We start from the raw sequence: 13,145 nt of genomic DNA on the forward strand, positions 1-13,145 counted from the left end.
AGGTAATCTCGGGCGTTTCGCAGGCAAGGGATGCTCATCATGAGCGAGTTTTTCCAGCGCAACGCCCAGATTATCCAGGCCCGCTGGCCGGCGCTGTTCGAGCGCCTGGTGCGGGAGGATCACGGCGCTATCGAGGCGGTGCTGGTCGAAGGGCAGGGCTCGACCCTGAGCGTCGACGGCATCCAGCTCAGCAGCCGGCATGATCGCCTGGCCGAGGCGCAGTTCCAGGCCGACAGCATGCCACGGAGCGCGTGCCTGAATCTCTACGGTACCGGCCTGGGCGACCTGCAGGACGCCCTGCTGCAGCGCTCCGATCTGCAGCGCCTGCAGGTCCATATCCTCAATGGCGCCCTGTTCGCCCTGGTCCTGCACCTGCTCGACCAGGGGCAATGGCTGGCCGACCCGCGGGTCGAGCTCGCCTATGCCGGCGATGCCGGGGAAATCGCCTTGCCCTATTTCGCCCTGCCGGCGGAGCTGGTGCTGGCTGATGACTTCAATGCGAAGATCCGCGATCGCCTGGTCAGCGAAACCCACCTGACCTTCAACAACACCCACTTCGACGTGACCGATCCCCATCTGGTGGAGTTGCTGGACAAGAGCCTGCCGCTGCTGCGGGCCGACCGGGATGTTGCCGAACTGTTCGGCAGCCGGGCAGGGCAGGACGCCTTCGTCATCGCTACCGGGCCGACCCTGCAAGGCCACCTGGCGGCGCTCAAGCGCATCCACGGGCAGCCCGGGCGTCCGCTGTTCATCGCCGTGGACACCGCCTACAAACCGCTGCTGGCGGCCGGTATCGAGCCGGATATCGTGGTCAGCGTCGACCACAAGATCCGCCTGCACCACCTGCCGCCCGAGGCTTCGGCGAACACTGCGCTGGTGTACATGCCGATGCTCGATGTCGAGACCGTCGCGGGCTGGCGTGGCCCTCGCTATGCCGCCTATTCCGACAGCGCCCTGTACGATCGGGTGCGTGGCGATATCCCGCGAGGCCATCTATTCGTCGGCGGCAGCGTCATTCATCCGGCGGCGGACCTGGCGGTGAAGATGGGCATGCGCCGCATCACCCTGTTCGGCGCCGATTTCGCCTTCCCCGGCAATCGCACCCATACCGGCTGGGATGATGGCGTGCTCGGCCCGCAGGTGTCCGTGGCCCGGCACTGGGTGCTGGATGGCAGCGGCCAGCGGGTGCGCACCCAGCTGAATTTCCGCGGCTACCTGATCGAGCTGGAGCGCTTTATCGCCCGTCATCCCGAGGTGACCTTCCATAACACCAGCCGCGCCGGAGCGCTGATCGCCGGTACCACGTTCGATGGGGAGTTCTGCCAATGAGTACCTTGCAGCACAACGCTCGCCAATGTGCCGGACTGTTTCGCCTGGGCAGGGATGTCGAGGCGGCGGTGGCCATGGTCGAGCTGTTCGAAGCGGCTCCCGGGCTGTTCACCGGGGCGCCCGGGGCCGTGCAGGCGCAATTCGCCGCGCTGCTCGGGGAAATGCTCGCCGCCCAGCAGCGCCAGGACTGGATCGGTCTGGCCGACAGCCTCGAGCATGAGTTGGTGAAGCTGATCGATCAGGCAGCTTCACGCTGAAACTGTGATGGCCATCACATCAGGCTTTTGCCTTGCCGCTGCGCTTTCTCCCGGCAAGTGCCTGAATTACAAGGGGTGGCGGCGTGATGGCATTTTTTTTTGAAAAATCCCTAAAGCATTCCTCGAACCCGGCGATAAACATTACGTAGGTTCTCTAGGCCACACCCGGCGGATGCCAGGGCCGGAAGCCGAAGTATCCATCCAACGAGGAATTCGTCATGGCTTTAACCGTTAACACCAACTCCACTTCGCTGGGCGTGCAGAAGAACCTGAACAAAGCTTCCGACGCGTTGAGCACCTCGATGACCCGCCTGTCGTCCGGCCTGCGTATCAACAGCGCTAAAGACGACGCCGCTGGTCAGCAGATCGCCAACAAGCTGCAAACCATGGTCACCGGTACCACCGTTGCGATCAAGAACGCCAACGACGGTAACTCGATCACCCAGACCGCTGAAGGCGCTCTGTCGGAAATCACCAACATCCTGCAGCGTATGCGTGAGCTGGCTCTGCAATCGCGTAACGACTCGAACGGCACCACTGAACGTGCGGCGCTGAACAAAGAGTTCGCGGCCAAGTCCGACGAAATCACCCGTATCGCCACCTCCACCACCTACGGCACCAGCAAGCAACTGCTGAACGGTTCCGCTGGCACCATGGAGTTCCAGGTCGGTGCGATGACCGGTACCAGCCAGATCCTCAGCGTTTCGATGACCTCCAGCTTCGTGGCGACCGCCCTGGCTGTTGGTACCGGCGCCCTGGCGATCTCCGGTACTTCGGACTCCGCAGTCCACACCGCTGTCGACGGCGCGATCACCGCGATCGACGCAGCACTGCAAAAAGTTGACGACAAGAAGTCCGAGCTGGGTGCTATCCAGAACCGCTTCCAGTCCACCATCAACAACCTGCAGAGCATGAACGAGAACTCGGCTGCCGCCATGGGCCGTGTTCAGGACACCGACTTCGCCGCAGAAACCGCTCAGCTGACCAAGCAGCAAACCCTGCAGCAAGCGTCGACCGCAGTTCTGGCCCAGGCCAACCAACTGCCATCCGCCGTACTGAAACTGCTTCAGTAACAGCTACGATGAAGAGCGAGGGCGTGCGCGAGCATTCCCTCGCTTTTTACTTTGGAGGTGATGGACGATGGACATGAGCGTCAGATTGAACGCGTCTTACCCGGCTCCGGCGGCAGCTGCGGCCCAGCAGGACAAAACTGCTGACCAGGGTGCGTCCGACAAGGTCTACAGCAAGCCGAGCCTTGCGGCTGTGGACAGGCAGGATCAGAAAAAGTCCGACACCGATCTTCAGGAGGCGGTGAAGGGTCTACAGGATTACGTCCAGTCGTTGCAGCGCAACCTGGAATTTTCGGTGGACGAGTCCACCGGAACGACCGTCGTCAAGGTGGTCGCCCGTGACAGTGGCGAGGTGATTCGGCAGATTCCGTCCGAAACCGCCCTGGAACTGGCGAAGAGCCTGCAGGACGTCAACAGTCTGCTTTTCGACGAAAAAGTCTGAAAGCGGTACGAAAATTGATACATTTTCGCTTCGTGCGGTAATGGTCAAGCGTTTGGCGTGAGCCGAAAAGGAGAGAGTGATGGCAAGTCCAATTCTACCGGCCCTGGGCCTTGGCAGTGGTCTGGATACCTCTGCGATCGTCAAAGCCCTGGTTGACGCCGAAAAAACGCCAAAGCAGAACCAGCTCGATCGCCAGACCAAGGCCAATACCAGCTCCATCTCGGCGATTGGCAGCCTGAAGAGCGCGTTGGCGACCTTCAAGACTGCGCTGGAGAAGCTTGGTAGCACCACTACGCCGCAATTCATCGGCTATTCGGCGACCTCCTCCGACGACAAGAACGTCAAGGCCACGGCGAACCAGTTCGCGGTCAATGGCAGCTACTCCGTCGAAGTGCAGAAGCTGGCGACAGCCTCCAAGGTGGCCAGCCAGCGTTTTGCCGACAACACCGCAGCGATCAGCGAAGGCACCCTGGAGATATCGCAGGGCGTCAATGGTGAAAAGTTCAAGGTCGAGATCGCCGCTGGCGCCACCCTGCAGTCGGTGCGTGACTCGATCAACAGCACCCTGACCGCCAAGGGCATCACCGCCAACATCATCAACGATGGCACCGGCTCGCGTCTGGTCCTGACCTCGACCAACACCGGTGCGGGCTCGGACATCTCCGTCAGCGGCATCAGCGAGCTGGAAATCAACGGCACTACCGCGATGGCGGGTACCGGCGCCGGATACATTTCCGCCCTGGCCCAGGATGCCGAGTTCAAGATTGACGGCATGTCGCTGACCAGCAAATCCAACAAGGTCGAGAATGCCGTCAGTGGTATGACCTTCGAGCTGATTGCCGAAAACTCCAAGGCTACGGTCAATGTCACCACCAACAACGATGGCCTGAAGAAGTCGGTGCAGAGCTTCGTCGACGCCTACAACGCGTTGGTGACCACCATCAACGGCCTGAGCCAGACGCCGAAGAATGCCGACGGCACCCTGGGTACCGCACCGGCACTGGCTGGCGACTCGATGGTTCGCGGGATGCTGACGGCGGTTCGCAACGAACTGGTGACGACCAGCACCGGTGGCAACGGTTCGCTCAAGGTCCTGTCACAGCTCGGTATCAACACCGTGCAGAGTACCGGCCTGCTGGAGCTCGACAGCACCAAGTTCACCGCCGCCCTGGATACCCAGAAGCTGGGTGGCGAAATCCAGAGCCTGTTCTCCGGTGACAATGGCTTGTCCAAGCGCCTGACGACAGCGCTGGAGCCCTTCACCGCTACCGATGGCCTGCTGGCCGACCGTTCGAAGGTCCTCGAAAGTGCCAAGAAGACCCTGGCGACCCAGCAGTCCAGCCTGGATGCGCGTATCACCTCGATGACCGCCTCGCTGACCAAGAAGTACAACACCATGGACACCCTGGTGGGTCAGCTGAATGCCCAGCGTGATAACATCACGTCCATCTTCAGTGCCATGGCAGCGCAGCAGAAGAACTCCTGATTTTCTGCTGACGCCAAAAGCCCGACAGTGCCTTACCCGCATGTCGGGCTTTTTTCATGGTTACTAAAGTTTTTTGACGCCGGGTCGATAGCCCGGTCATACAGCAATTGTGTTGAGGTATGAACATGAATCCGATGTTGGCCCTTCGTCAGTACCAGAAGATCAGCGCCCAGGCGCAGACCTCCGAAGCCAGTCCGCACCGCCTGGTGCAGATGCTCATGGAAGGCGGCCTTGATCGCGTCGCACAGGCCAAGGGCTCCCTGGAGCGCAAGGACCTGGCCGGTAAGGGCATCGCTATCGGCAAGGCCATCGGCATCATCGGTGGCCTGCGCGAAGGCCTGGATCGCGACAACATGACTCCGGAACTCGAGCGTCTCGACTCGCTCTACCTGTACATGACCCGTCGCCTGAGCGACGCCAACGTGAAGAACGATATCGCTGCCCTCGATGAAGTGACCGATCTGTTGACCACGGTCAAGGAAGGCTGGGACGCGGTCGCTCCACAATAACCAGTTGCGATGAGGATTTCGTGATGAGTGCGGTACTCAAGCGAATCGAGGAAACCCGGGAGGCACTGGTTGGCGCATTGGCCAATCGCGACTGGGAAGCGGTGGGCGAGCTGGACCAGGCTTGCCGCGCCTGCATGGACGAAGTGATGAATGCCGAAGTGCTCGACGAGGAGGCGCTGCGGGACAACCTGCAGGACCTGCTGGGCGTTTACCGGCAATTGATCGACGTGGCGACGGAAGAGCGTCAGGCGATTGCCGACGAGATGTCAAAGATCAAACAGGCGCAACAGGCGACAAAGGTATACCATCTGTACCGCTGACGGTTGATCGAAAATCAGTCGCGCGCCATAAATTTGACTATTAAGCGTTTTTTGACTTAACTAGTGGCTGTTTTCTAATTTCAGACGTCGGAACACTGACCGTTCAGTCGGAATGATGTCGAGCATGCCCTTCGAAGGGCCTCGAGTTGACTAGGGAAGTTGCTATTGCATGTGGCGTGAAACCAAAATTCTCCTGATCGATGACGATAGTGCTCGCCGCCGTGACCTGGCGGTGGTGTTGAATTTTCTTGGGGAAGAAAATCTGCCGTGCTCCAGTCATGACTGGGAGCAGGTTGTCGGGTCGTTATCGTCCAGTCGTGAAGTCCTGTGTGTCCTGATCGGCACTGTCGATGCGCCGTCCGGGCTTCTGGGCTTGCTTAAGACAGTGGCTGCCTGGGATGAGTTCCTTCCGGTTCTGCTTTTAGGCGAATTTTCTTCGCTCGAACTTCCGGAAGAGCTGCGTCGTCGTGTGCTTTCCAGCCTGGAAATGCCGCCGAGCTACAGCAACCTGCTGGATTCGCTGCACCGTGCCCAGGTCTATCGCGAGATGTACGACCAGGCCCGCGAGCGCGGCCGGCAGCGCGAGCCCAACCTGTTCCGCAGCCTGGTCGGTACCAGTCGGGCCATCCAGCACGTGCGCCAGATGATGCAGCAGGTCGCCGATACCGACGCCAGCGTGCTGATCCTCGGCGAGTCCGGCACCGGCAAGGAAGTGGTGGCGCGCAACCTGCACTATCACTCCAAGCGCCGCGAAGCGCCGTTCGTCCCGGTCAATTGCGGGGCGATTCCGGCAGAGCTGCTGGAAAGCGAGCTGTTCGGCCACGAGAAGGGTGCCTTCACTGGCGCCATTACCAGCCGCGCCGGGCGTTTCGAGCTGGCCAACGGCGGCACCCTGTTCCTCGACGAGATCGGCGACATGCCGCTGCCGATGCAGGTCAAGCTGCTGCGCGTGCTGCAGGAGCGCACCTTCGAGCGGGTCGGCAGCAACAAGACCCAGAGTATCGATGTGCGCATCATCGCCGCGACCCACAAGAACCTCGAAAGCATGATCGAGGTGGGTTCGTTCCGCGAAGACCTGTACTACCGCCTTAACGTATTCCCCATCGAGATGGCGCCACTGCGTGAGCGCGTGGAAGACATCCCGCTGCTGATGAACGAACTGATTTCGCGCATGGAGCACGAGAAACGCGGCTCGATCCGTTTCAACTCGGCGGCGATCATGTCGCTGTGCCGCCACGGCTGGCCGGGCAACGTCCGTGAGCTGGCCAACCTGGTGGAGCGCATGGCGATCATGCATCCCTATGGCGTGATCGGCGTGGCCGAGCTGCCGAAGAAATTCCGCTACGTGGACGATGAAGACGAGCAACTGGTGGACAGCCTGCGTTCCGATCTGGAAGAGCGGGTGGTGATCAACGGTCATGCGCCGAGCTTCCCGACCAACGCCATGCTGCCGCCCGAGGGTCTCGACCTTAAGGACTACCTCGGCAGCCTGGAGCAGGGCTTGATCCAGCAGGCGCTGGACGACGCCAACGGCATCGTCGCCCGCGCCGCCGAGCGCCTGCGCATCCGTCGCACCACCCTGGTGGAAAAGATGCGCAAGTACGGCATGAGCCGCCGCGAAGGGGACGAGCAGGCGGAGGATTGACGCCTGCTGTTGGCGGCCCGTTCGTTCGCTGTCATAAAACCCTTGTTTTTGTCCGGTAAAGGCCCGCATCTGCGGGCCTTGTCGGTTTCGGCGGGTCTGCCGGAAAAGTTTCCGGCATGGCTATTGCTATACCCCTCTCAACATACCGTTTTATGACGGTAAGCCATGCGAGAGAGCACGATGCCCCACGCCGCCATCAATTCCCCCGAGCCGCAACGCGCGGATGCTGCCGAGCAGCAGAGCCGTGTCGGCCTGGAGCAGGCGTTTGCCCTGTTCGACCAGATGTCCAGCCAGCTCAGCCAGTCCTACAACCTGCTCGAAGCCCGGGTCACCGAGCTCAAGGGCGAGCTGGCAGTGGTCAGTGCCCAGCGCATGACCGAGCTGGCAGAGAAGGAGCGCCTGGCCAACCGTCTGCAGAACCTGCTGGACCTGTTGCCAGGCGGCGTCATTGTGATCGATGGCCACGGGCTGGTGCGTGAAGCCAACCCGGCGGCCTGCGAGCTGCTGGGCGAGCCCCTGGTCGGCGAGCTGTGGCGGCAGGTGATCGCCCGCAGTTTTGCCCCCCGCGAAGATGACGGTCACGAGATCTCCCTGCGCGATGGGCGCCGGCTGTCGATTTCAACGCGCTCGCTGGATGCCGAGCCGGGGCAGTTGGTGCTGCTCAACGATCTGACCGAAACCCGCCGTCTGCAGGACCAACTGGCCCGCCACGAACGCCTGTCGACCCTGGGCCGGATGGTCGCGTCGCTGGCCCACCAGATCCGCACGCCGCTCTCCACCGCCATGCTCTACGCCAGTCATCTGAGCGAGCAGGACCTGCCGCTGGAGACCCGCCAGCGTTTCGCCGGCAGCCTCAAGGAGCGCCTGCACGAGCTGGAGCACCAGGTCCGCGACATGCTGGTGTTCGCCCGTGGCGAGCTGCCGCTGACCGACCGCCTGACCCCGAAGGCGTTGTTCCAGGCCCTGCAGCAGGCGGCGCAGACCCAGGTTCATGGGCACAATGTGCGCTGGCAGTGCGACAGTCACCTGGGCGAGTTGCTGTGCAACCGCGACACCCTGGTTGGCGCGCTGCTCAATCTGCTGGAAAACGCCTTGCAGGCCAGCGCCGGTTGCGCCCGTCTGAAGATCCACCTGTACCGTCGTGGTACCACGTTGCGCCTGTGCATCAGCGATGCCGGCAGTGGTATCGACACCGACCTGCTGCGCCGACTCGGCGAACCGTTTTTGACCACCAAGGCCACCGGCACCGGGCTTGGCCTGGCGGTGGTCACGGCGGTGGCCCGGGCCCACCAGGGCGAGTTGCACCTGCGTTCGCGCAAGGGGCGCGGAACCTGCGCCATCGTCAGTCTGCCGCTGATTGGCGGTGACGCATGAGCCGGATCAAGGTACTGCTGGTCGAGGACGACCGTGCGCTACGCGAGGCGCTGGGTGACACCCTGGAACTGGGCGGTTTCACCTGGCGTGCTGCGGGCTCCGCCGAGCAAGCGCTGGAGATGGTGGCCGGCGAGTCCTTCAGCCTGGTGGTCAGCGACGTCAACATGCCGGGCATGGACGGCCACCAGTTGCTTGCCCGGCTGCGTGCCAGCCAGCCGCACTTGCCGGTACTGCTGATGACCGCCCACGCGGCCGTAGAGCGGGCAGTGGATGCGATCCGCCAGGGTGCCGCCGATTACCTGGTCAAGCCGTTCGAGCCGAAGGCGCTGCTGGAGCTGGTCGCCCGCCACGCCCTCGGCGCTGCCAGTGGCGCTGATGCCGAAGGCCCGGTCGCCCGGGAGCCGGCCAGCGCGCAGTTGCTGGAACTGGCCGCGCGGGTCGCCCGCAGTGATTCCACGGTGTTGATTTCCGGCGAGTCGGGCACCGGCAAGGAAGTCCTTGCCCGCTACATTCACCAGCAGTCGCCACGGGCCGAGCAGGCCTTCGTCGCCATCAACTGCGCGGCGATCCCCGACAACATGCTCGAAGCCACGCTGTTTGGCCATGAAAAGGGTTCGTTCACCGGGGCTATCGCCGCCCAGGCGGGCAAGTTCGAGCAGGCCGACGGTGGCACGTTGCTGCTGGACGAGATTTCCGAGATGCCCCTGGGCCTGCAGGCCAAGCTGCTGCGGGTTCTGCAGGAGAGGGAAGTGGAGCGGGTCGGCGGTCGCAAGCCGATACCCCTGGATATCCGGGTGGTCGCCACCACCAACCGCGACCTGGCTGGCGAAGTGGCGGCAGGGCGTTTCCGTGAAGACCTGTTCTATCGCCTGTCGGTGTTCCCCCTGGCCTGGCGGCCGTTGAGAGAACGGAGCGCCGATATTTTGCCATTGGCCGAGCGCCTGCTCTTGCGCCACGTCAATAAAATGAAGCACGCACCGGTTAGGCTCTCCGATGAAGCCAAGGCCTGCCTGCAGGGTTATCCATGGCCGGGCAACGTGCGCGAGCTGGACAATGCGATCCAGCGGGCGCTGATCCTGCAGCAGGGCGGGGTGATCGCGGCGGCGGATTTCTGCCTCGCCGGTGTGCTTCCCGCGCTGGCGCCAACGTCACAGCCTGCGCGGCCTGCGGCGATGCCGGCGGTGGCGGCAACGGAGGACGCTGGCGGGCTCGGAGACGACTTGCGCCGGCATGAATTCCAGATGATCATCGACACCCTTCGCGCCGAGCGTGGTCGCCGCAAGGAGGCCGCCGAGCGTTTGGGCATCAGCCCGCGGACCTTGCGTTACAAATTGGCACAAATGCGTGATGCGGGCCTGGATGTCGAGGCCAGCCTTTATGCCACGGGGCTTTGAAGGATGTCGCTGATCGTTTTGCATAATCGTCGGGCCTAGCTGGCACTCTTGTTGCTATGTCCTGTACCAGCCGCAGCGTGAGTGTCAAAAAAATGCGGGCCCCCGGAGAGAGAAGTTCATGAGCCAAGGTGTTGAATTCAATCGGTTGATGCTGGACATGCGTGCCATGCAGGCGGAAGCCATGTCGGCACCGAAGGCCGTGCAGGCGCCAGCGGAACTGGGGCAGAGCAACTTCGCCGATATGCTCGGCCAGGCGATCAACAAGGTCAGCGAGACCCAGCAGGCCTCCACCCAACTGGCCAATGCATTCGAAATCGGCAAGAGCGGCGTCGACCTGACCGACGTGATGATCGCCTCGCAGAAAGCCAGCGTCTCGTTCCAGGCCCTGACGCAGGTGCGCAACAAGCTGGTCCAGTCGTATCAAGACATCATGCAGATGCCGGTTTAAGGCGGGATTTGATTCATGGCCGATGCAGTCGTCGATAACGTGCCCGCCAAGGGCAGCCCGCCAGCGCCCAAACCGCCGCTGTTCGGCATGTCGTTCCTGGAAAACATTTCGCAGATGCCCATGCTGCGCCAGATCGGCCTGCTGGTCGGCCTGGCCGCCAGCGTGGCCATCGGCTTCGCCGTGGTCCTCTGGTCGCAGCAGCCGGACTACCGTCCGCTGTACGGCAGCCTCTCCGGCATGGACACCAAGCAGGTCATGGAAACCCTGGCCGCCGCAGACATCCCCTACAACGTCGAGCCCAATTCCGGTGCATTGCTGGTCAAGGCCGAGGACATTTCCCGTGCCCGCCTGAAGCTGGCCGCCGCCGGTGTGGCACCGAGCGACGGCAACGTCGGCTTCGAGATCCTCGACAAGGAACAGGGTCTCGGCACCAGCCAGTTCATGGAAGCCACCCGCTACCGTCGCGGCCTGGAAGGCGAACTGGCGCGTACCGTGTCCTCCCTGAGCAACGTCAAGGCAGCCCGCGTGCACCTGGCCATCCCGAAAAGCTCGGTGTTCGTGCGCGACGAGCGCAAGCCGAGTGCCTCGGTTCTGGTCGAGCTGTATCCAGGTCGCGCCCTCGAAGCCGGCCAGGTCATGGCCATCGTCAACCTGGTGGCGACCAGCGTTCCCGAACTGGACAAGTCCCAGGTCACCGTGGTCGACCAGAAGGGCAACCTGCTCTCCAGCCAGCTGGAAAACACCGAGCTCACCGTCGCCGGCAAGCAGTTCGACTACACCCGGCGCATGGAAGGGCTGATGACCCAGCGGGTGCACAACATCCTGCAGCCGGTGCTGGGCAACGACCGCTACAAGGCCGAAGTGTCCGCCGACGTGGACTTCAGTGCCGTCGAATCCACCGCCGAGCAGTTCAACCCGGACCAGCCGGCCCTGCGCAGCGAGCAGTCGGTCAACGAACAGCGTTCCAGCAGTTCCGGCCCGCAAGGTGTGCCGGGCGCCCTGAGCAACCAGCCGCCAGGTCCGGCCACTGCGCCGCAGACCACCGGTGGTGGTGCTGCGGGTGCAACTGCAGCGATCCAGCCCGGCCAGCCACTGCTCGACGCCAATGGCCAGCAGGTCATGGACCCGGCCACCGGCCAGCCGATGCTCGCGCCGTATCCGTCGGACAAGCGCGTGCAGTCGACCAAGAACTTCGAGCTTGACCGCTCCATCAGCCACACCCGCCAGCAGCAGGGTCGCCTGACCCGCCTGTCGGTGGCGGTGGTGGTCGATGACCAGGTCAAGATCGACCCGGCCAACGGCAACACCACCACGGTGCCGTGGAGCGCCGAGGACCTCTCGCGCTTCACCCGCCTGGTCCAGGACGCGGTGGGCTTCGATGCCAGCCGTGGCGACAGCGTCAGCGTGATCAACGTGCCGTTTGCCGCCGACCGTGGCGAGGCCATCGCCGAGATCCCGTTCTATTCGCAGCCGTGGTTCTGGGACATCGTCAAGCAAGTGCTCGGCGTGCTGTTCATCCTCGTTCTGGTGTTCGGCGTGCTGCGTCCGGTGCTCAACAACATCACCGGCGGCGGCAGGCAGTCGAGTGGCAGCGACAGCGACATGGAGCTGGGCGGCATGATCGGTCTGGACGGCGATATGCCGAGCGACCGTGTCAGCCTGGGTGGTCCGCAAAGCATCCTCTTGCCTAGTCCGAGCGAGGGTTATGACGCCCAGCTCAACGCTATCAAGAGTCTGGTGGCAGAAGACCCGGGTCGCGTGGCCCAGGTCGTGAAAGAGTGGATCAACGCCGATGAGTGACAATCGAGCCCTGACTTCCAAGCTCACCCGCGTCGACAAGGCAGCCATCCTGTTGCTGTCGCTGGGCGAGACCGACGCCGCGCAGGTACTGCGGCACATGGGGCCGAAAGAGGTCCAGCGCGTGGGCGTGGCCATGGCGCAGATGGGCAACGTCCATCGCGAGCAGGTCGAGCAGGTGATGAGCGAGTTCGTCGAGATCGTCGGCGACCAGACCAGCCTGGGCGTCGGCTCCGATGGCTACATTCGCAAGATGCTGACCCAGGCCCTCGGCGAGGACAAGGCCAACGGCCTGATCGACCGGATCCTGCTGGGTGGCAACACCAGCGGCCTGGACAGCCTGAAGTGGATGGAGCCCCGCGCCGTCGCCGACGTGATTCGTTACGAGCACCCGCAGATCCAGGCGATCGTCGTCGCGTACCTCGATCCGGACCAGGCCGGTGAAGTCCTCGGCAACTTCGACCATAAGGTGCGCCTGGACATCATCCTGCGCGTTTCGTCGTTGAACACCGTGCAGCCGGCGGCGCTGAAGGAACTCAACCAGATCCTCGAGAAGCAGTTCTCCGGCAACTCGAATGCCGCCCGTACCACCCTGGGCGGTATCAAGCGCGCTGCAGACATCATGAACTTCCTCGACAGTTCGGTCGAAGGCCAGCTCATGGACTCGATCCGCGAGATCGACGGCGACCTCTCCGAGCAGATCGAAGACCTCATGTTCGTCTTCAACAACCTGGCCGATGTCGACGACCGCGGTATCCAGGCGCTGTTGCGCGAAGTGTCTTCCGATGTGCTGGTGGTGTCGCTCAAGGGCGCCGACGAGAAGGTCAAGGACAAGATCTTCAAGAACATGTCCAAGCGTGCCTCGGAGCTGCTGCGCGACGATCTGGAGGCCAAGGGCCCGGTTCGTGTCAGCGACGTCGAGACCGCGCAGAAGGAAATCCTCACCATCGCCCGCCGCATGGCCGAAGCCGGCGAGATCGTGCTGGGCGGCAAAGGTGCCGAAGAGATGATCTGATGCATCGGCGCCGGCCCTTGCGGGTCGGCGCCGATTGCCAGGCAGCCCTTGCCGTGGCC

13 protein-coding genes are annotated in these 13,145 nt (G+C 63.0%); all 13 read left to right on the plus strand.

Going from position 1 to position 13,145, the window contains the following annotated elements:
- Nucleotides 1–39 precede the first annotated feature (39 nt).
- The 13 genes from AC2CQI_RS28800 (at nucleotide 40) to fliG (ending at nucleotide 13,086) form a co-directional block, all read left to right on the plus strand.
- Complete coding sequence (locus AC2CQI_RS28800) at nucleotides 40–1,329, plus strand: motility associated factor glycosyltransferase family protein (RefSeq protein WP_484578605.1); 1,290 nt, start codon at nucleotides 40–42, stop codon at nucleotides 1,327–1,329.
- Nucleotides 1,326–1,586 (plus strand): hypothetical protein, encoded by a 261-nt coding sequence (locus tag AC2CQI_RS28805; protein WP_075802657.1) that lies wholly within the window; start codon nucleotides 1,326–1,328, stop codon nucleotides 1,584–1,586. Before AC2CQI_RS28800 ends, AC2CQI_RS28805 begins: the two co-directional genes overlap by 4 nt.
- A 218-nt stretch (nucleotides 1,587–1,804) precedes the next feature.
- On the plus strand, nucleotides 1,805–2,659 hold the full coding sequence (locus AC2CQI_RS28810) for a flagellin domain-containing protein (RefSeq protein ID WP_484578606.1): 855 nt from the start codon (nucleotides 1,805–1,807) through the stop codon (nucleotides 2,657–2,659).
- Nucleotides 2,660–2,726: 67 nt separating this feature from the next.
- Nucleotides 2,727–3,098 carry a flagellar protein FlaG gene (locus tag AC2CQI_RS28815; RefSeq protein WP_484578607.1) on the plus strand — a complete coding sequence of 124 codons (372 nt, stop codon included), beginning with the start codon at nucleotides 2,727–2,729 and terminating at the stop codon, nucleotides 3,096–3,098.
- A gap of 79 nt (nucleotides 3,099–3,177) precedes the next feature.
- Nucleotides 3,178–4,584 (plus strand): flagellar filament capping protein FliD, encoded by a 1,407-nt coding sequence (fliD, locus tag AC2CQI_RS28820; protein ID WP_484578608.1) that lies wholly within the window; start codon nucleotides 3,178–3,180, stop codon nucleotides 4,582–4,584.
- Nucleotides 4,585–4,709: 125 nt separating this feature from the next.
- Nucleotides 4,710–5,093 (plus strand): flagellar export chaperone FliS, encoded by a 384-nt coding sequence (gene fliS / locus AC2CQI_RS28825; RefSeq protein ID WP_484578609.1) that lies wholly within the window; start codon nucleotides 4,710–4,712, stop codon nucleotides 5,091–5,093.
- Between the two features lie 23 nt (nucleotides 5,094–5,116).
- Nucleotides 5,117–5,413, plus strand: a complete 297-nt coding sequence (fliT, locus tag AC2CQI_RS28830; RefSeq protein WP_075802653.1) for a flagellar protein FliT — start codon at nucleotides 5,117–5,119, stop codon at nucleotides 5,411–5,413.
- 169 nt (nucleotides 5,414–5,582) lie between these two features.
- Nucleotides 5,583–7,058 carry a sigma-54 dependent transcriptional regulator gene (locus AC2CQI_RS28835; RefSeq protein ID WP_484578610.1) on the plus strand — a complete coding sequence of 492 codons (1,476 nt, stop codon included), beginning with the start codon at nucleotides 5,583–5,585 and terminating at the stop codon, nucleotides 7,056–7,058.
- A gap of 180 nt (nucleotides 7,059–7,238) precedes the next feature.
- Nucleotides 7,239–8,432 (plus strand): sensor histidine kinase, encoded by a 1,194-nt coding sequence (locus tag AC2CQI_RS28840; RefSeq protein WP_484578611.1) that lies wholly within the window; start codon nucleotides 7,239–7,241, stop codon nucleotides 8,430–8,432.
- A complete protein-coding gene (locus AC2CQI_RS28845) occupies nucleotides 8,429–9,826 on the plus strand; it encodes a sigma-54-dependent transcriptional regulator (RefSeq protein ID WP_075802650.1) in 1,398 nt (465 codons plus the stop codon). Before AC2CQI_RS28840 ends, AC2CQI_RS28845 begins: the two co-directional genes overlap by 4 nt.
- A 118-nt stretch (nucleotides 9,827–9,944) precedes the next feature.
- The gene (gene fliE, locus AC2CQI_RS28850) at nucleotides 9,945–10,274 is read left to right on the plus strand and encodes a flagellar hook-basal body complex protein FliE (protein WP_075802649.1); all 330 of its coding nucleotides are present in this window, start codon (nucleotides 9,945–9,947) and stop codon (nucleotides 10,272–10,274) included.
- Between the two features lie 15 nt (nucleotides 10,275–10,289).
- Nucleotides 10,290–12,074 (plus strand): flagellar basal-body MS-ring/collar protein FliF, encoded by a 1,785-nt coding sequence (gene fliF / locus AC2CQI_RS28855; protein WP_484578612.1) that lies wholly within the window; start codon nucleotides 10,290–10,292, stop codon nucleotides 12,072–12,074.
- On the plus strand, nucleotides 12,067–13,086 hold the full coding sequence (fliG, locus tag AC2CQI_RS28860) for a flagellar motor switch protein FliG (protein WP_075802647.1): 1,020 nt from the start codon (nucleotides 12,067–12,069) through the stop codon (nucleotides 13,084–13,086). Before fliF ends, fliG begins: the two co-directional genes overlap by 8 nt.
- The last annotated feature ends 59 nt before the right edge of the window (nucleotides 13,087–13,145 follow it).

The sequence above is a fragment of the Pseudomonas sp. P2S-1 genome (assembly GCF_057197725.1).